Genomic DNA, 22,598 nt, shown 5'->3' on the forward strand with positions numbered 1-22,598 from the left:
GCAGCCAGGTCGGATGCTCTCGAAGTGTTGCTCTTCTGGCTGTGATCGCACAAGAAGTTCGCGGTCGAGGAAGATATCCAAGCTGGGCTTTTAAAAACGAGTGCGTTTTCTTTAGATCGCCATCTGGAGCCAGTTATGCGGACAGCTATTATTAGTTTATTCGCGGGACTTGTTTTTCTCCATCCTGCGGCGGCGCTGGCCGAGCCGAAGTTCACCATAGAACCCGTGAAGGGAAATGTCTATCACTTTACCGCGGGCAATTATCGTTCGGTATTTATGGTCACCGAAGCGGGGATCTTCGTAACCGATCCGATCAATCCAGAAGCCGCCCGCTGGCTGAAATCAGAACTGTCCTCACGGTTTGATCAGCCGATTAAGTACATGGCGTACAGCCACAATCACGTGGATCATGTGCTCGGGGGCGAGGTATTTGCTGAGGCTGGCGCGGTGGTGGTGGCCCAAGAGTTGGCCGCGGAAGATATCGCGTGGACGCAAGTCCCCACCGCACCCGCGGATATTACCTTTGATGATTTCATGGAGATTGAGTTCGGATCGAGCACTGTTGAGTTGCGTTACCACGGAACCAACAACGGCCGCGGTTCGGTAAGTATGCGATTCCTGCCGGCGAATGTCTTATATGTCGTCGACTGGATTGTGCTGGGGCGCATGCCCTATAAAAACCTGATTGGCTACGATATCCACGGCATGATCCGTTCCACGGAAGCGGTGCTTGCAGGGCCCGAGTTTGACCTGTTTATCGGTGGGCATGGCAAGTCTGGCAAGCGGGAGGATGTGGAGCGTTACCTGGCGTATCTGAAAGCTCTATATGCCGCCGTGCGCGACGGAATGCTACAGGGAAAAACGCTGGATACACTCAAAGCGGAAATCCAGCTCGAAGAATTCAAGGATCTGCCGATGTATCGGGAGTGGCTCCCGATGAATGTGGAGGGGGTTTACAAAACTCTGGTGGAGACTTCGTATTTCAATTTCCGACCGGATATCGATGCCGAATTCTGATCTGTGTTTTGCCCCCTCCGTGCGAGGGTTATGTCGAATCTAATCGGTAGTTCAGGCCGTTTCTTTTTCCGGTTGATTGCTCTCGAAGTTGTTCACCGCTTCTTTGTACAGTGACTTTTTCGGCTGGGCGAAAACCCGCTGAATCATGGGTTCAAAAAACGACAGCGGCAGAACCTCGGCCTCGGTATCGAATGCCGGCGCGTCAAACTCGCGCACGAACTCCAGGGTGCGCTGGTAGTACGGGTGGTCTGCATACTGTTTGTATTGATCGCGGTCCATGCCCAGGTGGTGGAAGAAGTAGTAGCCCTGGAAAATGGCGTGGTGCTTGATCATCCAGTGATTGGCTTCACTCACAAAAGGCTCCAGCAGAACCGCGGCAACATCCGCGTGGTTGTAAGAGCCCAGGGTGTCGCCGATATCGTGCAGCAGTGCACACACTACATACTCTTCATCTTTTCCCGCCTTGTGTGCCAGGGTGGCGCTCTGCAGGCAGTGGGTTAGCCGGTCTACCTGGAATCCGCCGAAGTCACCGTCGAGCAATTTCAAGTGCTCGATAATTCGCTGTGGCAGCTTTTTTGCGAAGGGGCCGAACGCCTCTGCGATGCATTTCCAGTCCTGGGCACTGCCGTGCTCCATGTGGCTGAAGGTGGCGTGAGGCTGGTTCTTTGTATGGTTATTATTGCTCATGGTTTGCTCCGGGATTGGGTTAGCGGCGATAGCTAGCGTCGATACGGTCGAGTTTGCGTAACAGTCCGGGCCAGGCCAGCAGCCCGCCCTGGTTCCTGGTGACCTTGTCACCTTCGCTGACAATCTTGTCGATGATTTCCTGCGGGACCGGTGTCAGTGGGCGGTTGCCGGCCAGTGCTGCCACCTGAATCTCACAGGATTTCTGCAGCAGGTACATAAACAGGAAGCAGTCGGCCACCGTGGATGCACAGGTCAGCAGGCCGTGATTGCGCAGGATCATGAACTTGGCGGTTCCCAGATCCTTCACCAGCCGGGCTTTTTCATCCTCGCGTACTGCAATGCCTTCGTAGTCGTGATACGCGAGGCTGGCGAGGGGGAAGAGTGATTGCTGGGAAAGTGGCAGCAGGCCTTCACTGTGGGCGGCTACGGCCACACCTTCAACGGTGTGGGTATGCATCACGCACTGCGCGTCCTCGCGCGCCTCGTGGATGGCGCTGTGAATGGTGAATCCCGCGGGGTTTACCGGGAAGGGACTGTCATCCACTTTTTCCCCATTGATATCCACTTTGACCAGGCTGGAAGCTGTAATTTCTTCAAACAGGGCGCCAAAGGGATTGATCAGAAAGTGATGTTCCGGCCCGGGAATACGTACCGAAAGATGGGTAAACACGATTTCATCCCACCCGTAGTGAGCAACCAGGCGATAGGCAGCGGCGAGGTCTACGCGCAATTGCCATTCCTCGGCGCTTACCTTGCCTTCCAGCGAGGGTAGGGATTCCAGTGTGGTTGGGGACTGCTGTATGGAGGACGGCTGCATGGAGTTCTCTCTCTTAATTATTGTGGATGTGCTTTTTGTTTACCGATGACCGCATTCTAGAAATTCAGCTGCGCCTCTGACTGTCAATTTGTTTACACTTGGCCAATGAATGACGTTCTTTCCGTTATCGAAACCTGTCCGTTACTCGAGGGGCTCTCCAAACCGGCCAAACTCTCCCTGGCTGAGCAGGCCCGCAATCGGGCGTATGGTGCCGGGGAGATTATTTATCCCCCGGGAGCGCTGCAGGGCAGCCTGTGCATCATTGCCCGCGGACGGGTCCGGATTTGTGCCAGCAATGTCGCTGGGCGCGAGGCGATTCTCGCGATCCTCGATGTGGGGGCCTGGTTTGGCGACACGGTTTTTTCCCCGGGAATGCCGCGGGTGTTCGGTGCTACGGCACACGAGGACTGCCAGGTGTTCGAAATCCAGGGGGAGGTGCTGCGGACCACGCTGAGGGATAACCCGGATGCCTATCCCGTCGCTCTGGACCAGGTCAGCCGACGGCTTTGGTCTGCGATGTCGGTGATTCAGGACGATGTCCTGCGGGGCACGGAAGCGCGTATCGGGAGGCGATTACTGTTTCTGGCGCAGATGCACAACCGCAGCGGGCAGGACGGCAATGTCGCGGTGAGCTTTGCCCTGACCCGCGAGTTGCTCGCCAATATGATGGGGATGACCCGGCAGGGGGTGCACCGGGTACTCAAGAATATCGAGGCTCAGGGGCTGATCGAGTTCGCGTACGGTCGTGTGACTATCAGCGATCCGGAGCGCCTGATGCGGTATGTTGATGGACTGGATTGACAAGGGAGCGAGCAGGCCCGGCTTCGGTTGCCACTCGCCTTCATTCCAGGTGTGCCTGTAAAAACTCAATCATATCGTTCAGTGTTTCCGGAGCGTCTTTGTCGAAGCAGTTACCGAGAAACTCATTACACCCGGTATCCAGAAACGCGTGATTTTTCCCGGGGTATTCCTTGAACCGGGCAGGCTGCCCGGCCGCTACCAGCTTGTCGACGAATGCCTTTACCGCGCTCGGTGGTGTCGTGGTGTCCTTACTGCCTACATGGGCGAATATCGGCGGCAGCTTCCTGTCCCCGGCGTCGGGGATAAGGTAAGCCGGTGACACGGCTTTGTAGAGTTCCGGGGCGCTTTCTACGCTGAACCCTTTGCCCATAATGCCGCGTGGCTCTGTGTTGCCCAGTTTCCAGAAAATATTACCGGGTGACTCAAAACCGCCCTGGGCTGCACGGTAAAGGTCGAATGCCCCGTAACTGAATACGGCGGCCTGCACCTGCAACTCCCCGTTATCCGCTATCTGCTCCGGCGTTTTTCCCGAGGGCATATAGGTGGGGCGGAACGCGAGGTTTTCTGGGGAGAATGCCTCGCCGCTCAGATTGTTGGCCGCCAGTACCACCATCGCACTCAGGTGGCCACCGGCGCTGTCTCCAGTGACCGCGATGCGCTCCGGGTTGCCCTGGTATTCCGAAATATGTTCCTTCACCCACAACACACCACCGAGCACATCTCCCACGATCTCGTCCATGGTGGTGGTGTTCTGGTTATCCCCCAGTAGCCGGTAGTTCATATTTGCCACGACAAACTCACCGTGGCGGGCCAGGTACTTTGCGGCTGCATCCATGATGCGGTTGTCGTTAATCAGCCAGCCGCCGCCGTGGAAGATCACCACTACCGGATACTGCTTGCGCCCGGTATTCGGCACGAAGATATCGGTGGTGAGGGTTTTATTCCCTGCCTGCACCCACTGAACATCCCGGTACTCCACAGGGGCTGGCAGAACTTCTCGGGAGTGCGGATCGGGGGATCCTGTGTCTGGCGCAACCGCTGCGGTTACACGCCCGGCGCCAAGCGCTAACAGGAAACAGGTGCACAGGAAGAAGGCGAGTAATTGGGAAGGGCGTGCCTGGGTCATGAGAGGGCCTCAAAATTACTATGAGGCCACTCTATCGAACGCTTGGTGCCAGTGAAATGACATGCAGGGTAAATACTTATCCCACTTCTGCAGGGTGGGACCTTTCCCCTGCGGATTCTGACGGTGTAACGGTCCTGACCAGGCGGCGCCCGTACGCCGCGAGCAGGAAACCGAGCGGAAACATGATTACACCGTAGATGGCCGAAGGCACGGACATATCGCTGGAATGCAGAAGGGTAAGTGTGACCATCAGCCCCAGCGTCCCGTTTTTGATGCCCAGTTCCGTGGCCACCGCGAGGCGCTCCCGGGTACCCAGTCCCACCACCCGCGTACACAGCAGTCCGATGCCAATACCCAGAATGTTGAGCGCGATGGTCGCAGGACCTGCCTGAATCAGCAGGTCGACAAAGCGATCGCGGATACCGTATACGATCCCTGCGACCAGTGCGGCCAGGACCAGTCCACCGAAAACACTCACAATACCCTCGGCTCGCGCCGCCAGGTTTGGCTGGAAGGCTTTAATGATCATGCCGATAGCTACCGGTAGCAGCACGATCACCGAGAGCATCACAACAGTTTTCCCCAGGGGGAGTGAGATTTCCTCCTGGGTGCCGAAGTAGAGCTTCAGCGCAAAGTTGGTGATCAGCGGCAGGGTCATGATGGTGATGAGACTTGCCGACACGGTGAGCACGATGGACAGGGCGACATTGCCCTTGGCCAGCAGGGTGAACAAATTGGAGGTGGTGCCACCGGGGCAGGCGGCAATGATTACCAGTCCCACCGCCATCGCCGGTGGCAGTTCCAGAAGCCAGGCCAGTGCGAATGCCGCAGCGGGCATCAGGATAATTTGTGCCAGGGTGCCGAAAATCAAACCTGTAGGCTTGACGGTGACCTGGTGAAAGTCGCGACCGGTGAGGGTCAGACCGATACCGATCATGATGATAAACAGGGCGATCGGCAGACCGATCGAGATCAGGGGGCCGGATTCCATGGGAACCTCCGAATTATTATTAGATATTGTGTTGTATAGCCCAAATTCTCCGCAGGCGAAGCCGGGCCCATCGCTGGTGTCATTCTAGGTAACCCGTTGGCGCGTAGAATGTCAAAAAATTGACAATTGCGACGGGTCTATCGCGGAGGTGTGGACTGCGGTGGATTTTCCCGGGAAGCGGGTGCGGGACATACGAAGGCTGTGAAGTGAGGGTGACTAGAAGGGCCGGATTCGTTTAAGAAACCGGCCCCAGTATCTGTCACGTGCGGAGCAGGTTTGCCCCGCACCGATCTGTCTTCCTGTCTGAGTCTCTGTTGTTGCGCATTGATTGCCGGTCAGTGCAGTTGCAGGCTGTAGCGCACCGTTGTGTAGTCGTGCGGGTCCGCCTTGCAGTTAAACCCCAGCTCTCGCGCTACGCGGTCGATGGCATTGTTGCCCGCGGATTCAACGGAGTAGATTTCATCGAGGCCGTCCGCCTTGGCCGCATCCACAAGTTCCTGAAGCAGACGCTTGCCCAGCCCCTTATTTTGCCAGTCGTCGGCGACCACCACGGCACATTCACAGGAGTGTCCGTCGGGATCGCAGGCAAAGTTGGCCACGCCCACAGCGTGCAGGGTGCCTGAGTCGTCTTCATGCAGCGCAATAAAGGCCTCGTGCTGGGCATCGTTGTCGTTGAGGATATGCATCAGTTGCTGACTGACTCGACCAATACCGCCTAGAAAGCGCATGCGACTGGAGTCGGCGGACAGGCTCTCGATCAGTTCCCGCTCCATGTCGCCATCAGCAGGGCACACCGGACGGATACTTACCTCGCGGCCGTCGCTCAAGGTGTACCGGGTGTCACCGTAACCCTGATCGGCACCGGAATATCCTGCTCCCACAGGCCCCGCTAATGATGAAGTGCGTCTCGTACCAGACATCGTTTGCCCTCCCCGTTGCATAGTGGAGAAAGTCTACGGTGGGGGAATTTCCATCGAAAGGTTCCACCGCACGGAGAGCCAGTAAGCCGGGGAGAAAGTGTCCGCTACGCAAAAATACAATTAAAACTGGGCAGTCTGCCGCGCTGTGTTATAGTGCCGCGGCTGGCAAGACTGCCAGTTGCGTCATCTGTAGGCCGGACTTACTTTCGGCTCATTTCTGGAACACTGTACTAAGCAGTGTGTCTGATTCCTTTCTACTGAATGCCGCACCATGCCGAAATAGAACTTTCGGCCAATGCCTCAGGCGGCAACCAATCTCACTCCGTGGAACATCGGCCCTTTAAGCGGGCACGGCGGACTGAGTATTCCAGTTTTGCCCGGAGCGACAGGCTCGGGCGTAACACGCAGGTTGGTGTGATTGTTCCACTGACCGCACTCAAGAAAGAATTTCTATGTTATTTGAAGACCTCGGCCTCGTGCCGGAAATTGCCCGTGCTGTAGCGGAGCAGGGCTATAGCAAACCCACCCCGATTCAGGAACAGGCCATCCCCGTAGTGATGCGCGGTGGCGATGTAATGGCGGCGGCACAGACCGGTACCGGCAAGACTGCCGGCTTTACCCTGCCGCTGCTGCACAAGCTGAGTGCCGGTGAGCGCGCGCGCAACAATCAGGTGCGCGCGCTGGTACTGACACCGACCCGCGAACTGGCGGCGCAGGTATTCGACAATGTGCAGAGCTACAGCCAGCACCTGCCCATGCGCCACTCGGTGGTTTTTGGCGGGGTCAAGATCAACCCGCAAATGATGCGCCTGCGCGGCGGTGCCGACATTCTCGTGGCCACACCGGGCCGACTGCTGGATCTGTATAACCAGCGCGCGATCAAGTTCGACAAGCTGGAAACCCTGGTGCTGGACGAAGCTGACCGCATGCTGGACATGGGCTTTATCCACGACATCAAGAAAATCCTGCGGGTACTGCCGGCGAAACGTCAGAACCTGCTGTTTTCCGCGACCTTCTCTCCAGAAATCCGCACCCTGGCCAAAGGCCTGGTGAACGACCCGGTAGAGATCGATGTAAGCCCGCGCAACAGCACCACCAAAACCGTGAGCCAGAAGCTGCATCCGGTGGACAAGGCCCGCAAGGCCTCGCTGCTGTGTCACCTGATCAAGGAAAACGGCTGGCATCAGGCACTGGTCTTCAGCCGCACCAAGCACGGCGCCAACCGCCTGGCCAAACAGCTGGAGCAGAGCCGTATCCCGGCGGCGGCAATTCACGGCAACAAGAGCCAGAATGCGCGCACCAAAGCCCTGGCGGATTTCAAAAGCGGCAAGGTACAGATCCTCGTGGCAACAGATATCGCCGCACGCGGTATCGATATCGATCAGCTGCCGCAGGTAGTGAACTTCGACCTGCCCAATGTGCCCGAGGATTACGTGCATCGCATCGGCCGTACCGGCCGCGCCGGCGCCAACGGACAGGCGGTGTCCCTGGTATCTGCAGATGAAATCAAGCAGCTGCGTGATATCGAAAAACTGATTCAAAAGCCCATCGAGCGCGAAGAAATTGAAGGCTTTGAGCCGGATCATCAGCTTCCGGAATCCGGTGGCAAGGCCGCTCGAGGCGCCCAGGTACGCCGCGATGGCGCCGCGCGCAAGAAGCCTTCGAGCCGTCGGGGAAAACCGGGCAACAATGGCAATGGTGAGCGCTCCGGTAACGGTGAATCTCGCTCGGGCAACCGCTCCGGCAATCGTTCCGACAGCCGCAACAACGCCCAGCGCGCTGAAAATGGCGCACGCGGCAACGGTAACCGCAAGCCGTCTGGCGGTGGTGAACGCGGTAATCGCACGGGCGGCAACAGTGATCAGCGTCCGCGCCAGCGGCGCGCAAACTGAGCACTAGACTGACCGGCAGTATTGCGCCGCTGTAGGGGCAATGCGTTGGAATTAAAAAAGGCGGGAGTCAAATCCCGCCTTTTTTGTTTACCCGGTTTCAGCTATCGCTGCCCACACGGACTACCAGCTTGCCAAAGTTTTTGCCCTCCAGCATGCCGGCAAAAGCTTCCGGTGCCTGTTCAAGATTGTCCACAACCTGTTCGCGGTATTTGATCTTGCCTTCGCTGTACCAGCGCAACATTTCCTCATAGAACTCATCGTAGCGGTGGCCGTAGTCGTCGAAAATAATGAAGCCCTGTACCTTCATGCGTTTGACCAGGATCTGGCTCATCAGCAGGCCGAGACGGTCTGGCCCCGGGGGCAGTTCGGTGGCGTTGTACTGTGAGATCAGGCCGCATACCGGGATACGTGCGCCGGTGTTAAGCAGTGGCAGGACTCCGTCCAAAACCTTGCCGCCGACATTCTCGTAATAAATATCGATACCGTCAGGACAGGCCTTTGCCAGTTGCTCGGCGAAGTCTTCTGCATAGTGGTCGATACACGCATCAAACCCCAGCTCTTCTACGGCGAAACGGCATTTTTCTGCACCGCCAGCCACACCTACCGCACGACAGCCTTTCAGCTTGCCGATCTGGCCGACGGTTGCCCCCACCGGGCCCGTGGCTGCGGCGACAACCAGGGTTTCGCCTTCCTTGGGGGCGCCGATATCCAGTAAACCCATATACGCGGTAAATCCGGGCATGCCAAGCAGGCCCAGTGCCAGAGAGGGTTGCGCGGGATTTTTACCGAGGTTGATCAGCATGGTGCCGTCGGATATCGCATAGTCCTGCCAGCCGCAGGTGTAGGAGAGCACCCAGTCGTCTTTCTCAAAACCGTCCAGGTGGGACTCAACCACCCGGTTTACGGTACCGCCAACCATCACCTCTCCGATTCCCACCGGCTCGGCGTAGGAGGCGGCATCGCTCATACGGCCGCGCATATAAGGGTCGAGGGAAAGAAACACGGTGCGCATCAGAACCTGGCCTTCTGATGGCTGGGGAATCTCGGTCTTTTCAAGGCGAAAATTGCTTGGCCCCGGCGCCCCAACGGGACGGGATGCCAGGACTAAACGGCGGTTTTGATCTTCAGACTGATTCAGGCCCATAAGCTGGTCTCCACTTTCGTGTTGAAGGTCGCCGGAAACCTGTCGTTTCCGCTGCGTGTAATAACCCGGTAAATGACCGCGTATAAAAAAGCGGGGCTTTTGCCCCGCTTTTTTTACTGCAATTAATTCGCGGCTTTGCTGGCCATATAATCCAGGGTCAACTGGGTAATCGCCTTGGTGCCCACCTTGAGCGCGCTCTCATCCACATAGAAACGCGGTGAGTGGTTGCTGGCTGCCGTTGCCGGGTTTGTCCCTTCCGGGGTAACGCCGAGGAAATAGTAAAACCCGGGAATTTCATTGGCGAAGAAAGAGAAGTCTTCAGCGCCGGTAATTTTTGGAATCACCATCACCTTGCTGTCGCCGGCCGCTGCTTGCAGGGCCGGGATCGCGGCCTCGGTCAGTTGCGGGTTGTTCGAGGTAACCGGGTAACCTTCCAGGATTTCCACCTCTGCCTTCGCGCCACTGCTTTCGGCAATCAGTTCGGCGGTGGTTTTCAGGCGTTTGAAAATCTCCTGGCGGTTGTCCATATCGAAATTGCGAATGGTGCCATTCAGGTAGACGCTGTCGGGGATGATGTTGTTGCGCACACCGCCGTCGATCACGCCGAAGGAAACCACCGCGGGTTCTTTGGTGATGTCGATCTGGCGGCTGACCAGGGTCTGGGTGCCCATCACGATCTGCGCCGCAGCGGTGATCGGGTCGACGCCGCCCCAGGGGCGCGAGCCGTGGGTCTGGCGGCCTTTCACATTGATGCGGAATTCATCGGAGCTGGCCATCAGTGGACCGGAGCGGTATCCAATCACGCCGCTCGGCAGGCTGGAGGTCACGTGCTGGCCAAAAGCCACTTCCGGTTTGTATTTCTTGAACAGACCCTCTTTCAGCATCAGTTCCGCACCACCTTCCTCGCCGTCCGGCGCGCCTTCTTCCGCGGGCTGGAAGATAAACAGGACATTGCCAGCCAGTTCATCTTTCATCTCCGCCAGTACCTGGGCGGCGCCCATCAGCATGGCGACGTGGGTATCGTGGCCGCAGGCGTGCATCACACCCACTTGCTCGCCGTTGTATTCAGTTTTGGCCTTGGAGGCAAACGGGACATCCACCTCTTCGGTGACCGGCAGTGCATCCATATCCGCGCGCAGGGCAACGGTGGGGCCGGGTTTACCGCCCTTGAGCAGGCCGACCACGCCGGTGTGGGCAATGCCGGTTTCCACTTCCATGCCCAGGGACTTGAGATGCGCGGTGATGTACTTGGCGGTCTCGAATTCGCGGTTACCCAGTTCCGGGTTCTGGTGCAGGTGGCGACGCCACTCGATGACTTCGTCTTCGGTCTGCGCCAGTTGCTTGTCGGCGTCGGTGGGGGCGGCGTGGATAAAGCTGGAAGTGCTGGCCAGGGCCAGGGACAGAGAAAGCAGTGTCTTTTTCACAAGGGGTTCCTGTTTTTCAGATCGCTTGTTGTTATGGTCGGTAGTCGGTGCTCGATGCCCGGCGAACCGGTATTGCCAGGGAGCGCTTGTGGCGCTGAACCTGAGTCTAACGCGAATTGGAGCGATTACCCCATGACCAATCCCATCATTGAACGATTACAGGCCCAGCTGGAAGCGGGCAAGGATTCCCCCCTGTTGCGCTTTGGCCTGGGGAGCGCCCTGTTCAATGAAAAAAATCATGAGGCAGCTGCCGGGCACCTGCGGGAGTGTGTTAAGCAAATGCCGGACCACTCTGCGGCCTGGAAACTGCTCGGGCGCAGTGAGATGTCGCTGGGTAATGATGCAGCGGCGACCGAGGCCTTTGAAAGGGGGCTGGCGGTAGCGCAGGAGAAGGGGGATATGCAGGTAGAGCGGGAAATCGGGGTGTTTCTGAACAAGCTGGCGCGCAAGCGCGGCTGAGGGGCGCGCTCCCTCTTGCGGGGAAGCGTGCCCGGTGGCGCTCACTTGGTGTCAGTCGGTGCGGGCGTTTTTCACCCGCTTGGCGAAATCGGCCACGCCCTGTTCGGTGCGTTCCACCTTGCGGATGGTGCCGTCTTCGTTGAAGTGCAGGTATTCGGCGGTGGAGTATCGTTGACGCTTCTCGCAGCTGGATACCGGTGACTTCAGCCAGCGGTGGTAAAACAGGATCCACTGCCCCTTGTACTCCACGATGGAGTGGTGATTGTTGCTCTGGTTTTCCTGTTCCATGAACACCCCCTTGTACTCCCAGGGGCCCACTGGCGAGTCGGACATGTAATATGCCAGCTCACGGTTGTTTTCCGGCATGGTGAAGTAGTACTTGTCACCGCGCTTGAACACCCAGGGGCCTTCCATTTTTGGTTCGTGGCCACCCATATCCATCTTCTTGAAATCGCCCTCGATACTCAGCATATCGTCGGCCATTTCCGCCACGTAGTAGTCAAAACTGGTGCCGTGGAAATACAGGTAGGCTTTGCCGTCGTCATCCACGAACAGGGCCGGGTCGTTGGCGTAGGGCTTGCGCCATAGGGGGCCGCCGATGGCGTCCTTGAACGGGCCGGTGGGAGAGTCGCTGACGGCGATGCCGATACCCATCCACTTGGTGCTCTTCTCCGGATTGACGCGGTCCTTGTGGCCGGTGCCGGCGGGGAATACCAGATAGTACTTGCCGTCCTTGTAGGCCGCATCTGGTGCCCAGGCGTAGTTGTCCGCCCAGCTGAGATCATCTACAGATAGCACCGCGCCGTGGTCTTCCCAGTTCACCAGGTCTTCCGATGAAAACACGTGCCAGTTCTTCATCCAGAAGTCTTCCTGACACTCCTCGTCGTGGGAGGTGTAGAGGTACATCTTGCCGTCTTGCCACACATGGCCGGAGGGGTCGGCGGTTTTAATATCGCTGCCGAAGTCGAGCGGGTTCTGGGCCTGGCTGGCGGATGCGCCCAGCAGCAGGGATAGCAGGGCGGCCTGCAGTTTATTCTTGTTCAAGCTTCACTCCTTCATCGGCGGAAGGTCGCGCCTTCCTGTCATACCGTTATTTTATTTGGTCTGGCCGATTTTACAGGGTGGCAGACAAAAAGAAACCGCGCCCAGGGGCGCGGTTTCGAAAGGGAGGAAGCGGGGTAGAGCTTACATATTGAAGTAAGTTGCCGCGCCCGGTCCGACCGGCATGCCGGCCACAAACACCCACAGGAAGAAGAGTGCGGTCCAGCCCACAAAGAAGAAGATGGAGTAGGGGATCATGGTGGCAATCAGGGTGCCGATACCCAGGTCTTTCTTGTAGCGGGTGGCAAATGACACGATCAGGCCGAAGTAACTCATCATCGGGGTGATGATATTGGTCACCGAGTCGCCGATCCGGTAGGCGGCCTGGATCACCTCCGGCGCGTAGCCGAGCAGCATCAGCATGGGCACGAAGATCGGTGCAGTGACCGCCCACTGGGCGGAGGCGCTGCCCAGGCTCAGGTTCACGATACCGCACATCAGGATAAAGAAAACGAACAGCAGCGGGCCGGTGAGGCCGATGCTCTGCAGGGCCTCGGCACCGAGCACCGCGAAGATGGTGCCCAGGTTGGTCATTTTGAAGAAGGCGACAAACTGCGCGGCGAAGAACACCAGCACAATGTACATGCCCATGGTGCCCATGCTCTTGGACATGGCGTCGATTACGTCGCGATCATTGTTCATGGTGCCCACGGTCTTGCCGTAAACAAAACCGGGGATTGCGAAGAACACCACGATCAGCGCCACAATGCCTTTCAGGAACGGGGAGCCCGCCACCAGGCCGGTTTCCTGATTGCGCAGCACGCCCCACTCGGGAACGATGGTGAGTGCCAGCAAACCGCACACACCCAGTACCGCGAGGCCCGCGAATTTCAGGCCGCGTTTTTCCTCGGGGGTGAGCTCGGTCATTTTGTCCTGGGACAGGTCAACGGAGGCTTCGCTGTTGTCGTATTTACCCAGCTTCGGTTCCACGATGGCCAGGGTTACCCAGCTGCCGACGATGGTGATCAGGAAGGTACTGACAATCATGAAGTACCAGTTCACCTCCGGGCCGACCACATAGTTGGGATCGATCATATGTGCGGCGGATTCGGTGATGCCGGACAGCAGCGGATCCACGGTACCCAGCAGCAGGTTGGCGCTGTAGCCGCCGGAGACACCGGCAAAGGCCGCGGCGAGACCGGCCAGCGGATGGCGACCGAGGGAGTGGAAGATCATCGCCGCCAGCGGGATCAGCACCACATAGCCCAGCTCGGAGGCGGTGTTGGAGATGATGCCGGCGAACACCACGATCACGGTTACGGTGCGCTTGGAGGCTTTCAGCACCATGCCGCGCACGGCGGCAGACAACAGGCCCGAGTGCTCGGCAATACCCACACCCAGCAGTGCCACCAGCACCGTGCCCAGAGGGGCGAAGCCGGTGAAGTTGGTGACCAGGGTGGTGACGATGGTCCTGAGCCCCTCCCCGGATAGCAGGTTGACCACGTGGATCACGCCATCTGCCGAACGTCCGGCAGCGCCTTCCGGGCGCGGGTCCACCACCGACAGGCCAAAGTAGGAGGCGATACCACTGAGGATCACCACGCCTACGGCAAACATTGCGAACAGGGTAATCGGGTGCGGCAGCAGGTTACCCAGCCACTCTACGGTATCGAGGAAGCGGGTAAACGCGGTCTTCTTGCCGGCGCCGGCGGGCTGGATGTCACTGGGGGAGGTGGATGTCGTCATTATTTCTCCTGTGAAGTTGCCTGCCGGCCAAAAATTAATCAGTTGGCGCGCAATCATACATGAGAAATGACAGCGATGCCTTTTCGTGGCGGAGGATCGTTTTTTATTTTCGCTATTTAAGGGTTTGGCGCAATGCCCAGCCTAATTTTCTGGCATAAGAAGTAGGTGCTGCCAGTGGCTGCTTGGACAAGGCAATTGTAGTGGAGATGTGAAGCAAGGCCCGGGGGCTCTCAGGGAAGGGGGGACGCGGGGATAAACCCGGTGGGGCACTGGTGTGCCCCACCGGGAGGACATTCAGAACTTGTAGCCGAGACCTATGGAGTAGACAAAGGGATCGATATCCACATTGGTCGTGATGCGGGTGCGATAACCCTGATCGTTGCGGAAGCTGATCTTGGCGTCGGTATCGATATCCAGGTACCACACCGCGGCATTGAACAGCCAGTTGCTGTCGCGGCCGAACATGATGTCTACCCCCAACTCGCCGGCCAGGCCCCAGGAGTCGTCCAGCTTCAGGTTTGCGTTGCTGCTGGCACCGAGCACATCGTCGAAGTAGTCCTGGGCGATGCGGCTGAGGTCTTCATCCATAAAGGTGGTGAAGTTGACGCCGATACCCACATAAGGTTGCACCCAGGATTCCTTGCACACCGGGAACCACTGTACCGTCAGGGTGGGTGGCAGGTGCTCGATACTGCCGAGATCCACCCTGCCCAGCAGGCCGCCGGCGGGATCTGGCAGGCCGACAACGGCGAGGTCGTGTTCAAACGGCAACGCTGCCAGCAGACCGAGGCCGAAGTGATCCGCAAACAGCCAGGTGCCGGTGATGGTGGCGCTGTCGCCTTCATCCACATAGACCCGGGTATCCGGCAGTCGCACGCTGCTGTCGATCACTAGCAGTTCTGAGTCGTCATCGGGGTCCACGAGACCCCAGCCAATACGGGCGATAAAGTCGCCCTGTTCGTAATCTGCCAGGCACTGGTTGGCACCGAGCGTGGCTGCCAGAACGGCGGCGGTTAGGATGGCGGCCTTATTGGCTGCTTTCATGAGTTCGCTCCTTGAACTTCTAAGGGGTGAGGCGCAACACTTTTAGTCTAGCCGGGAGTTTAGATGCGCAATTTTTTTGCGTTCACTCAGGTGTCAGCTTGATGCGGGTTGTCGACTTCGAGTCTGCGCGCAATAATGTGATCACAAATTTCGAGGTCGTATCTGACGATATGGCACGGCTGTGTGGATTCTTTTGGAGCGGTTATGAAAATAGGTGTGCTGAAGACGGACGATGTGCGCGAGCAGCTGGTGGGGGAGTTTGGCGAGTACCCCGAAATGTTTGCCGATCTGCTGAAGCGTGAGGATCCATCGCTGGAGTTTGTTACCTATGAGGTCCAGCACGGCCATTACCCGGATGATATCGATGAGGTGGATGCTTACCTGATTACTGGTAGCAAGACGGGGGTTTACGAGGACAAGCCATGGATTCCACCGTTGATGGAGTTTGTGCGCGAGCTGCACCGTCGCGAGAAGCCGACGCTGGGTATCTGCTTTGGTCACCAGTTGATTGCCCATGCGCTGGGTGGGGAGACGCGCAAGTCGGAGAAGGGCTGGGGCGTTGGGGTGCACAGCTACGAGATTCAGGAGACGCCGGTGTGGATGGTGGAGCCGCAGGAGTCTTTCAGCCTGCTGGTGAGCCACCAGGATCAGGTGGTAGCGCCGGCCCCGGGGACCAAGGTGATCGCGTCCAGTGATTTCTGTCCTTACGCGCTGCTACAGGTTGGTGAACACATGCTTACCATGCAGGCCCATCCGGAATTTACCAAGCCCTACTCGAAAGGATTGCTGGAGCTTCGCGAGGAGGTGTTTGGCGCAGATATGGTGGAGAAGGGTAAGGCCTCCCTCACCAACGATATCCACACCAGTGCAGTAGCGCGCTGGATGCTGGCTTTTTTGAAGAGTGCTTCGTAGGCTTGGGCGAAAGCTCTAATTTCCTTGTGTGGCGTCGAATCGACAGGGAGCGCACTTCAAAACCGCTGTGAATACATCCCTGTACGCTGCGTCGGCGACGTCCATGTCGCCGACGCTTTTGAAGTGCGCTCCCTGCCGCTTCGCCTTCAATTTGCAGCTATAGCTTCGTAGCTATTTCCACTTGATATTGCAGCCGATAGACGGCACCTGATCGTCTGCCGGTTTTTCCCCTGCCAGAACCTTATCCACAGCAGCGCGCAAATCCTTACCGTTCACCGGTTGGTTATTCCCGGGGCGGCTGTCATCAAACTGGCCGCGATACGCCAGTTTCCCCTCGCCATCAAACAGAAAAAAGTCCGGTGTACAGGCGGCATCAAATGCCTTGGCCACGGCCTGATCCTCGTCCACCAGATAAGCAAAGCGGTATCCCCGCGCGGCGACTTCTTCCTGCATTTTTTCCGGGCTATCTTCCGGGTAATTGACGAAGTCGTTGCTGTTGATGGCGACGATGCCGAGCCCTGCAGGCATGTATTCCTCTGCCAGATCAGCCAGGCCCACGGCGATATGTTTCACGAATGGGCAGTGGTTGCAGATAAACATCACCAGCAATGGTTTGCCGGCGTAATCGCTGCTGCTGACCAGGGTGCCGGTGGGATCGGGCAGCTGGAATTCGGGCATGGCGGTGCCGAGGGGAATCATGGTGGAGGGGGTTAGGGCCATGGTGTGTTCCTTTCTGTTCTGTGAGCGTTCCTGTGAATCCTGGGAGTTAACCGCAGTGGCTATATTGGCGGGTGCCTTCGAGTGTACGGTTTTTTGCCGGTTTTTTCAGGGCTCGCGGTCTGGTGCCGCACTACGTCAATTGACGCATACCGCTCCGATCTGAAACTTGTTTCCATTGGCCTTAAATCCAACCTGTCGCTGCGGTATCACCGTGTGGCGGGATTCAGACGTCAGTGTTTGCATGAATCAACTTGTCATACCCGATCCCTTTTTTACCGAGGCCACTGTTACCAAGGCCTTTGAGGCGGGGCGTTGGCGTGCGGATCTGGCGTTGCAGTTTGAGCGGACGGAACGCGGTTGCCGGCTGGCGCGCAATTACCACCAGGGCCCTCTGTACGTACAGAAGCCTTTCTTCCCGGAAGGGCGCGATCTCGCGCATGTTTATCTGTTGCATCCGCCCGGTGGCCTGGTGTCGGGGGATCGGCTGGAGGTGCGGGTCGAGGTAAAAAAAGACGCACGCGCGCTGGTGACGACCACCGGTGCCGGGCGGGTATACCGGGCGCGCAGCGACGGCTTGCTGCAGAGCCAGAATACCTTCCTGCAAGTGAAGGAGGGGGCGAGCCTGGAGTGGCTGCCGTTGGAAAATATTGCCTACCCGGGTGCCAATGGCGCCATGGTGACGCGGGTGGATCTGTCCCGTAACAGTCACTTCGCTGGCTGGGAGGTGACCTCGCTAGGACTGCCCGCCTGTGATGCAACTTTTGGTAATGGCCGATTGTTGCAGCGACTGGAAATTTTTCGCGAAGGGGTGCCGCTGTTGATCGAATCGCTGCGTCTGTCTGGGCAGCTACATGACAACAGCGATTCCGCGGACGATGTGCTTTCTTCGCGCGCGGGTCTGCAGGGTTACCCGGTCAATGGCCTGTTGGTGATGGGCCCGTTTGCGCCGGATGAAGCGGTGCGGGAGGCCTGTCGGGAAGTCATTGCCGCGCACGCCCAATGCTGCCTCGCCGGGATCTCCCTGGTATCGGAATTGATCGTGGTGCGAGCGCTGGGGCGTTGCGCCTTTGAGGTGCGCGCCCTGCTGACGGAACTGTGGGAATTACTGCGGCCCGAGTTGCTCGGTCGCGCAGCCTGTGCGCCGCGGATCTGGCGAACCTGATTTTTCACTGAATATAAATACCGGGCATTGCAGGGTTTTGCATGGAATTACTGCCGAGAGAAAAAGACAAGCTGCTGGTTTTCACCGCCGCGTTGCTGGCAGAGCGGCGGCTGTCTCGCGGACTGAAACTGAATTATCCCGAGGCGGTGGCGCTGATCACCATGGAGATTATGGAGGGCGCGCGGGATGGCAGGAGTGTGGCCGAGTTGATGGGCTATGGCCGCGATATCCTGCGTGCGGACCAGGTTATGGATGGCGTGCCGGAGTTGATTCACGAGGTGCAGGTGGAAGCGACGTTTCCCGATGGAACCAAGCTGGTAACCGTGCACAACCCGATTAGCTGAGGCGCCGGAACAATTTAAGGGCAATTATGATTCCCGGAGAAATTCAGGTCGCCGCAGACAAGGGCGATATCGAACTAAACCCCGGCCGCGAAACCCGCACTCTGCGGGTGGAAAATACCGGTGATCGCCCGGTGCAGGTGGGCTCCCACTACCATTTTTACGAGGTCAATCCGGCGCTGCGTTTCGAGCGCGAAATCGCGCGGGGCTTTCACCTGAATATCGCCTCCGGCACTGCGGTGCGTTTTGAGCCGGGCCAGGGGCGCGAGGTGGAACTGGTCGCTTATGCGGGAACGCGCGAGGTGTACGGTTTTCGGGGTGAAGTAATGGGGCCTCTGGATGAAACTGTCGGGGTGAAGTCATGAGCCGCATGGACCGGGAAAGTTATGCCCAGATGTTCGGTCCCACCACCGGCGACCGCGTGCGCCTCGGTGACACCGAGCTCTGGCTGCAGGTGGAAAAAGATTTCACCCGTTACGGGGATGAAGTGAAATTCGGCGGTGGCAAGGTGATTCGCGATGGCATGGGCCAGAGCCAGCGACCGTCCAAAGATACCCCGGATCTGGTGATCACCAATGCGCTGATCCTTGATCACTGGGGCGTGGTGAAAGCGGACGTAGCGATAAAAGACGGGCGTATCGCAGGTATCGGCAAGGCGGGCAATCCCGACGTTCAGGATGGCGTAGCGATTGTAATTGGTCCGGGTACGGAGATTATCGCCGGTGAGGGCTCGATACTCACCGCCGGTGCCATAGACGCGCATATCCATTTTATCTGCCCCCAGCAGGTGGAGGAGGCGCTGATGTCCGGCGTCACCACCATGATCGGCGGCGGTACTGGCCCGGCCACGGGAACCAACGCCACTACATGCACACCGGGGCCGTGGAATATCGGCAAAATGCTGCAGGCCACCGACAGCCTGCCGATGAATTTCGGTTTTCTCGGCAAGGGCAATGCCAGCCTGCCGGAAGCGCTGGAAGAACAGATTGAGGCCGGTGCTTGCGGCCTTAAATTGCATGAAGACTGGGGCACCACACCGGCGGCGATCGACTGCTGCCTGACCGTGGCCGACAAGTACGATGTACAGGTGGCAATACACACCGATACCCTGAATGAATCCGGTTTCGTCGACGACACCATCGGCGCCTTCAAGGGCCGCGCCATCCATACCTATCACACCGAAGGTGCCGGCGGGGGGCACGCGCCGGATATCATCAAGGCCTGTGCCTCTTCCAATGTACTGCCGTCTTCCACCAATCCCACCCGCCCGTATACGGTGAATACCGTAGACGAGCACCTCGACATGCTGATGGTGTGCCACCACCTGGATACCAGTATTCCCGAAGACATTGCGTTTGCAGATTCGCGCATCCGCAAGGAAACCATTGCCGCGGAAGATATTTTTCACGATCTCGGTGCCTTTAGCATGATTGCCTCGGACTCCCAGGCCATGGGGCGCGTGGGTGAAGTGATTACCCGCACCTGGCAGACCGCGCACAAAATGAAAGTGCAGCGTGGCAACCTGGCCGAAGACAGCAGCGGTGAAACCGCCGGCGCCGACAATTTTCGCGCGCGCCGCTATATCGCCAAGTACACCATCAACCCCGCCATCACCCACGGTATTGGCCACGAGGTAGGTTCCATCGAAGTGGGCAAGCTCGCCGATCTGGTGCTGTGGAAGCCGGCGTTCTTCGGCATCAAGCCGTCGATGATTCTCAAGGGCGGCATGATTGCCGCGGCCCCCATGGGGGATCCCAACGCGTCCATTCCCACACCGCAGCCGGTGCACTACCGGCCCATGTTCGGCGCCCACGGGCTGGCGGCGGCAAAAACCTCGGTGACTTTTGTCTCCCGGGCGGCCGCCGACAAAGGCGTGGCGGAACGGCACGGCCTGCAGCGCACGCTGGTGCCGTGCAAAAACACCCGCAGTATCACCAAAAAAGACATGGTGCTGAACGACTGGCAGCCGGACGTCACCGTGGACCCGCAGACCTACGAGGTGCGCGCCGACGGCGAACTACTCACTTGCGAGCCCGCCAGAGAGTTGCCGCTGGCACAGCGCTACTGCCTGTTCTGATTTTTTACGAGGAGTACTGTGTGACGCTGGATATCTATCAACGCCTCGGTGTGCGCACCGACATTGCCGCCGATGGCTGCGTGGTCCTGGACCATCTACAGCGGGATCGCGGGCGCCTGCGCACCAGCACCGCTGACGGTGCCGAAGTGCGGATTTTCCTCGAACGGGGCAAGCCGCTGCTGGTGGGGGAAATTTTGCAAAGCGAATGCGGCAAACATATCCAGGTCCAGGGCGCCGCAGAGCCGGTCACCACCGCCCGCTGCGACGACTGGCTCACCTTCAGTCGCGCCTGCTATCACCTGGGTAACAGGCATGTGAAATTGCAGGTTGGTAGCGATGCCGGTGCGCCCTGGTTGCGCATTGTGCCGGACCACGTTCTGGAAGAAATGCTCGAATTGCTCGGCTTGGCTTTGATAAAAGAACAAGCGGTATTCGTGCCGGAATCCGGTGCCTACAGCGGCGGGCATTCTCATGCCCACGAGCACGGCCATTCACACGGTCATACCGAAACCCATGCCCACAGCGATCATGAGCATCACCACCACTGACAGCGCGCTGCTGCGATTATTGCAGCTGTCTAGCGCCAGCTTGCCGGTGGGTGGCTACGCGTTTTCCCAGGGGCTGGAATACGCCATTGATGCTGGCTGGGTGCGCAATGCGGATGACACTCGTCAGTGGCTTACCCTGCAGTTACAGGAATCTCTCACCCAGGTGGACTGCCCGTTGTTGCTGCGCTGTCACCGCGCGCTGGAAGAGGGGAGCAGTGAACGTCTGCACTACTGGAATCACTATGCGCTGGCCTGCCGTGAGACCAGTGAACTGCGCCTTACCGACACCGCCACCGGCAGCGCGTTGATCCGGCTGCTGAAGCAGCTGCAGGTCGACAGCAAACTGCACTGTGACGAAGTCAGTTTCATCGCAGCCTTTGCTGTCGCCGCCCATCACTGGGGGTTGAGTGCAGACGCCGCTCTGCTCGGCCTGGTCTGGTCCTGGCTGGAAAATCAGGTCGCCGCCGCCACAAAATTGGTGCCCCTCGGCCAGACCCAGGCACAGCAGCTGATCGGCGAAATCCAGCAACAGGTGCCCTCTGCTATCGAGCGTGCGAAGCGGATCGAAGACTGTGAAATCGGCGCTGGCCTGCCTGCCCTGGCGATCGCCAGCGCGCGCCACGAACACCAGTACACGCGCCTGTTCCGGTCTTGAAGAAAACAAATACCGCGAAAGTTAATTGAAAAATCTTACAACAGAGTTCAACGAATATCGGGAGTTATCGATCATGCAAACCGGTAAAAAACAGACACTTCGGGTAGGCGTCGGCGGCCCAGTGGGCTCCGGTAAAACCGCACTGTTGCGCGAGCTGTGCAGCGCACTGCGCGAGCACTACGACATCGCGGTTGTCACCAACGACATCTATACCCAGGAAGATGCCAAGTTCCTCACCAACCACGAAGCCCTGAGTGCAGATCGTATCATCGGCGTGGAAACCGGCGGCTGTCCCCACACCGCCATCCGCGAAGACGCCTCCATGAACCTCGCCGCCATCGACGAACTGATAGCCCGCCACGGCGCGCTCGACGTCGTGTTTGTGGAAAGCGGTGGTGACAACCTGAGCGCTACCTTCAGCCCGGAACTCTCCGATCTCACCATCTATGTGATCGACGTATCCGCCGGTGACAAGATTCCCAGAAAGGGCGGCCCGGGTATCACCCGCTCCGATCTGCTTATCATCAACAAGATTGACCTGGCCCCACTGGTCGGCGCTTCCCTGGAAGTCATGGACCGCGACGCGAAAAAAATGCGCGGTGAACGTCCGTTTGTTTTCTCCAATCTGAAAGCACAGAAGGGGTTGAAGGACATTATTGAATTCATCGTGCGCGAAGGAATGCTGGAAGAAAAAAGCATTCCTGCTATCGCATAAGCCAAGTCGAGTATTGAGCACAAGAAGTAGAGGAAAGTATGAAAATAAAATCACTGTATCTGACGCTGTTCACAGCAATCTCCATGACCGCCGGCGTAGTCGCTTACGCCCACGAAGGTCATGCGCCCGAAGGTGTGGTGCACGAAATGCACCATATGCTTTGGATTCTTATGGCTCTTTCGGTCAGCGCGGTCGCCGTATTTTTATTGCACAAGCGAAGAAACTCAAAGAGCGATCAGAACGACTAAAAATCGGCGAAGTACAAACTCCGACGCAGCCTACATGGATGTACTTGTGGCGGTCCTGAAAATCCGCACCCGGTGCTTTGCCACCACAACCAGTTGGAAAAGTCGCCAGGC

The 22,598-nt window shown here is 58.2% G+C and carries 24 protein-coding genes; 13 read left to right on the plus strand and 11 right to left on the minus strand.

What is annotated here, in order from left to right; all coding sequences use genetic code 11:
• Positions 1–135: 135 nt before the first annotated feature.
• The gene (locus ACONT6_RS01610) at positions 136–1,017 is read left to right on the plus strand and encodes a hypothetical protein (RefSeq protein WP_428820146.1); all 882 of its coding nucleotides are present in this window, start codon (positions 136–138) and stop codon (positions 1,015–1,017) included.
• Positions 1,018–1,068: 51 nt separating this feature from the next.
• On the opposite strand, the gene ACONT6_RS01615 is transcribed toward ACONT6_RS01610, so the two are convergent.
• Both ACONT6_RS01615 and ACONT6_RS01620 read right to left on the minus strand, forming a co-directional pair.
• Positions 1,069–1,704, minus strand: coding sequence for an HD domain-containing protein (locus ACONT6_RS01615; RefSeq protein WP_181254284.1), 636 nt, complete (start codon positions 1,702–1,704; stop codon positions 1,069–1,071).
• Between the two features lie 19 nt (positions 1,705–1,723).
• The gene (locus ACONT6_RS01620; protein ID WP_428820147.1) at positions 1,724–2,521 is read right to left on the minus strand and encodes a class II aldolase/adducin family protein; all 798 of its coding nucleotides are present in this window, start codon (positions 2,519–2,521) and stop codon (positions 1,724–1,726) included.
• 105 nt (positions 2,522–2,626) lie between these two features.
• Between ACONT6_RS01620 and ACONT6_RS01625 the strand changes: the two genes are divergently transcribed.
• Positions 2,627–3,322, plus strand: a complete 696-nt coding sequence (locus ACONT6_RS01625) for a Crp/Fnr family transcriptional regulator (protein WP_428820148.1) — start codon at positions 2,627–2,629, stop codon at positions 3,320–3,322.
• Positions 3,323–3,362: 40 nt separating this feature from the next.
• Here ACONT6_RS01625 and ACONT6_RS01630 read toward each other — a convergent pair whose 3' ends face one another.
• The 3 genes from ACONT6_RS01630 to ACONT6_RS01640 all read right to left on the minus strand — a co-directional run bounded on the left by ACONT6_RS01630 (position 3,363) and on the right by ACONT6_RS01640 (position 6,359).
• Positions 3,363–4,448, minus strand: a complete 1,086-nt coding sequence (locus ACONT6_RS01630; RefSeq protein ID WP_428820149.1) for an alpha/beta hydrolase — start codon at positions 4,446–4,448, stop codon at positions 3,363–3,365.
• 76 nt (positions 4,449–4,524) lie between these two features.
• Entirely contained in the window at positions 4,525–5,439 is a 915-nt protein-coding gene (locus tag ACONT6_RS01635; protein ID WP_428820150.1) for a bile acid:sodium symporter family protein, read from the minus strand.
• A 335-nt stretch (positions 5,440–5,774) separates the two neighbouring features.
• A complete protein-coding gene (locus tag ACONT6_RS01640) occupies positions 5,775–6,359 on the minus strand; it encodes an N-acetyltransferase family protein (RefSeq protein WP_428820151.1) in 585 nt (194 codons plus the stop codon).
• Between the two features lie 452 nt (positions 6,360–6,811).
• Here ACONT6_RS01640 and ACONT6_RS01645 point away from each other — a divergent pair, with 452 nt between their 5' ends.
• Positions 6,812–8,251, plus strand: coding sequence for a DEAD/DEAH box helicase (locus ACONT6_RS01645; RefSeq protein WP_428820152.1), 1,440 nt, complete (start codon positions 6,812–6,814; stop codon positions 8,249–8,251).
• 97 nt (positions 8,252–8,348) lie between these two features.
• Here ACONT6_RS01645 and ACONT6_RS01650 read toward each other — a convergent pair whose 3' ends face one another.
• Positions 8,349–9,395 (minus strand): NADP-dependent oxidoreductase, encoded by a 1,047-nt coding sequence (locus ACONT6_RS01650; RefSeq protein WP_428820153.1) that lies wholly within the window; start codon positions 9,393–9,395, stop codon positions 8,349–8,351.
• Positions 9,396–9,517: 122 nt separating this feature from the next.
• Positions 9,518–10,819: a M20 family metallopeptidase gene (locus ACONT6_RS01655; RefSeq protein ID WP_428820154.1), complete on the minus strand. Its 1,302-nt coding sequence runs from the start codon at positions 10,817–10,819 to the stop codon at positions 9,518–9,520.
• A gap of 132 nt (positions 10,820–10,951) precedes the next feature.
• Here ACONT6_RS01655 and ACONT6_RS01660 point away from each other — a divergent pair, with 132 nt between their 5' ends.
• Entirely contained in the window at positions 10,952–11,278 is a 327-nt protein-coding gene (locus ACONT6_RS01660) for a tetratricopeptide repeat protein (protein WP_428820155.1), read from the plus strand.
• Positions 11,279–11,329: 51 nt separating this feature from the next.
• Here ACONT6_RS01660 and ACONT6_RS01665 read toward each other — a convergent pair whose 3' ends face one another.
• The 3 genes from ACONT6_RS01665 to ACONT6_RS01675 form a co-directional block, all read right to left on the minus strand.
• Positions 11,330–12,322 carry a family 43 glycosylhydrolase gene (locus tag ACONT6_RS01665; protein ID WP_428820156.1) on the minus strand — a complete coding sequence of 331 codons (993 nt, stop codon included), beginning with the start codon at positions 12,320–12,322 and terminating at the stop codon, positions 11,330–11,332.
• A gap of 141 nt (positions 12,323–12,463) precedes the next feature.
• Positions 12,464–14,065 (minus strand): AbgT family transporter, encoded by a 1,602-nt coding sequence (locus ACONT6_RS01670; protein WP_428820157.1) that lies wholly within the window; start codon positions 14,063–14,065, stop codon positions 12,464–12,466.
• A 294-nt stretch (positions 14,066–14,359) separates the two neighbouring features.
• Complete coding sequence (locus ACONT6_RS01675) at positions 14,360–15,109, minus strand: OmpW/AlkL family protein (RefSeq protein WP_428820158.1); 750 nt, start codon at positions 15,107–15,109, stop codon at positions 14,360–14,362.
• Between the two features lie 204 nt (positions 15,110–15,313).
• Here ACONT6_RS01675 and ACONT6_RS01680 point away from each other — a divergent pair, with 204 nt between their 5' ends.
• Positions 15,314–16,021 carry a glutamine amidotransferase-related protein gene (locus tag ACONT6_RS01680; protein ID WP_428820159.1) on the plus strand — a complete coding sequence of 236 codons (708 nt, stop codon included), beginning with the start codon at positions 15,314–15,316 and terminating at the stop codon, positions 16,019–16,021.
• A gap of 171 nt (positions 16,022–16,192) precedes the next feature.
• Here the strand turns inward: ACONT6_RS01680 and ACONT6_RS01685 are convergent, their stop codons facing one another.
• Positions 16,193–16,741 (minus strand): thioredoxin family protein, encoded by a 549-nt coding sequence (locus tag ACONT6_RS01685; RefSeq protein WP_428820160.1) that lies wholly within the window; start codon positions 16,739–16,741, stop codon positions 16,193–16,195.
• 241 nt (positions 16,742–16,982) lie between these two features.
• Between ACONT6_RS01685 and ACONT6_RS01690 the strand changes: the two genes are divergently transcribed.
• From ACONT6_RS01690 to ACONT6_RS01725, 8 genes are all read left to right on the plus strand, one after another.
• Positions 16,983–17,903, plus strand: coding sequence for an urease accessory protein UreD (locus tag ACONT6_RS01690; RefSeq protein WP_428820161.1), 921 nt, complete (start codon positions 16,983–16,985; stop codon positions 17,901–17,903).
• Between the two features lie 41 nt (positions 17,904–17,944).
• Positions 17,945–18,247, plus strand: a complete 303-nt coding sequence (locus ACONT6_RS01695; RefSeq protein WP_428820162.1) for an urease subunit gamma — start codon at positions 17,945–17,947, stop codon at positions 18,245–18,247.
• A gap of 26 nt (positions 18,248–18,273) precedes the next feature.
• A complete protein-coding gene (locus ACONT6_RS01700) occupies positions 18,274–18,609 on the plus strand; it encodes an urease subunit beta (protein WP_428820163.1) in 336 nt (111 codons plus the stop codon).
• The gene (ureC, locus tag ACONT6_RS01705) at positions 18,606–20,321 is read left to right on the plus strand and encodes an urease subunit alpha (RefSeq protein ID WP_428820164.1); all 1,716 of its coding nucleotides are present in this window, start codon (positions 18,606–18,608) and stop codon (positions 20,319–20,321) included. The genes ACONT6_RS01700 and ureC overlap by 4 nt, the downstream gene beginning before the upstream one ends.
• Positions 20,322–20,341: 20 nt before the next feature.
• Positions 20,342–20,869, plus strand: coding sequence for an urease accessory protein UreE (ureE, locus tag ACONT6_RS01710; protein ID WP_428820165.1), 528 nt, complete (start codon positions 20,342–20,344; stop codon positions 20,867–20,869).
• Positions 20,835–21,524, plus strand: a complete 690-nt coding sequence (locus tag ACONT6_RS01715) for an urease accessory protein UreF (protein ID WP_428820166.1) — start codon at positions 20,835–20,837, stop codon at positions 21,522–21,524. Before ureE ends, ACONT6_RS01715 begins: the two co-directional genes overlap by 35 nt.
• Positions 21,525–21,597: 73 nt before the next feature.
• A complete protein-coding gene (ureG, locus tag ACONT6_RS01720; RefSeq protein WP_181254269.1) occupies positions 21,598–22,239 on the plus strand; it encodes an urease accessory protein UreG in 642 nt (213 codons plus the stop codon).
• 38 nt (positions 22,240–22,277) lie between these two features.
• Positions 22,278–22,487, plus strand: coding sequence for a hypothetical protein (locus tag ACONT6_RS01725; protein ID WP_428820167.1), 210 nt, complete (start codon positions 22,278–22,280; stop codon positions 22,485–22,487).
• Positions 22,488–22,598: the final 111 nt, after the last annotated feature.

This window comes from Microbulbifer sp. MCCC 1A16149 (assembly GCF_050368945.1).
Classification (GTDB): Bacteria; Pseudomonadota; Gammaproteobacteria; order Pseudomonadales; family Cellvibrionaceae; genus Microbulbifer.

Coding starts and splice junctions, on each gene's coding strand:
- ACONT6_RS01725 (WP_428820167.1), top strand. CDS start 22,278: ATGAAAATAAAATCACTGTATCTGACGCTGTTCACAGCAATCTCCATG.
- ACONT6_RS01645 (WP_428820152.1), top strand. CDS start 6,812: ATGTTATTTGAAGACCTCGGCCTCGTGCCGGAAATTGCCCGTGCTGTA.
- ACONT6_RS01715 (WP_428820166.1), top strand. CDS start 20,835: ATGCCCACAGCGATCATGAGCATCACCACCACTGACAGCGCGCTGCTG.
- ACONT6_RS01675 (WP_428820158.1), bottom strand. CDS start 15,109: ATGAAAGCAGCCAATAAGGCCGCCATCCTAACCGCCGCCGTTCTGGCA.
- ACONT6_RS01650 (WP_428820153.1), bottom strand. CDS start 9,395: ATGGGCCTGAATCAGTCTGAAGATCAAAACCGCCGTTTAGTCCTGGCA.
- ureC (WP_428820164.1), top strand. CDS start 18,606: ATGAGCCGCATGGACCGGGAAAGTTATGCCCAGATGTTCGGTCCCACC.
- ACONT6_RS01660 (WP_428820155.1), top strand. CDS start 10,952: ATGACCAATCCCATCATTGAACGATTACAGGCCCAGCTGGAAGCGGGC.
- ACONT6_RS01700 (WP_428820163.1), top strand. CDS start 18,274: ATGATTCCCGGAGAAATTCAGGTCGCCGCAGACAAGGGCGATATCGAA.
- ACONT6_RS01635 (WP_428820150.1), bottom strand. CDS start 5,439: ATGGAATCCGGCCCCCTGATCTCGATCGGTCTGCCGATCGCCCTGTTT.
- ACONT6_RS01630 (WP_428820149.1), bottom strand. CDS start 4,448: ATGACCCAGGCACGCCCTTCCCAATTACTCGCCTTCTTCCTGTGCACC.
- ACONT6_RS01620 (WP_428820147.1), bottom strand. CDS start 2,521: ATGCAGCCGTCCTCCATACAGCAGTCCCCAACCACACTGGAATCCCTA.
- ACONT6_RS01680 (WP_428820159.1), top strand. CDS start 15,314: ATGAAAATAGGTGTGCTGAAGACGGACGATGTGCGCGAGCAGCTGGTG.
- ACONT6_RS01685 (WP_428820160.1), bottom strand. CDS start 16,741: ATGGCCCTAACCCCCTCCACCATGATTCCCCTCGGCACCGCCATGCCC.
- ACONT6_RS01670 (WP_428820157.1), bottom strand. CDS start 14,065: ATGACGACATCCACCTCCCCCAGTGACATCCAGCCCGCCGGCGCCGGC.
- ACONT6_RS01610 (WP_428820146.1), top strand. CDS start 136: ATGCGGACAGCTATTATTAGTTTATTCGCGGGACTTGTTTTTCTCCAT.
- ACONT6_RS01690 (WP_428820161.1), top strand. CDS start 16,983: ATGAATCAACTTGTCATACCCGATCCCTTTTTTACCGAGGCCACTGTT.
- ACONT6_RS01640 (WP_428820151.1), bottom strand. CDS start 6,359: ATGTCTGGTACGAGACGCACTTCATCATTAGCGGGGCCTGTGGGAGCA.
- ACONT6_RS01695 (WP_428820162.1), top strand. CDS start 17,945: ATGGAATTACTGCCGAGAGAAAAAGACAAGCTGCTGGTTTTCACCGCC.
- ureG (WP_181254269.1), top strand. CDS start 21,598: ATGCAAACCGGTAAAAAACAGACACTTCGGGTAGGCGTCGGCGGCCCA.
- ACONT6_RS01615 (WP_181254284.1), bottom strand. CDS start 1,704: ATGAGCAATAATAACCATACAAAGAACCAGCCTCACGCCACCTTCAGC.
- ACONT6_RS01625 (WP_428820148.1), top strand. CDS start 2,627: ATGAATGACGTTCTTTCCGTTATCGAAACCTGTCCGTTACTCGAGGGG.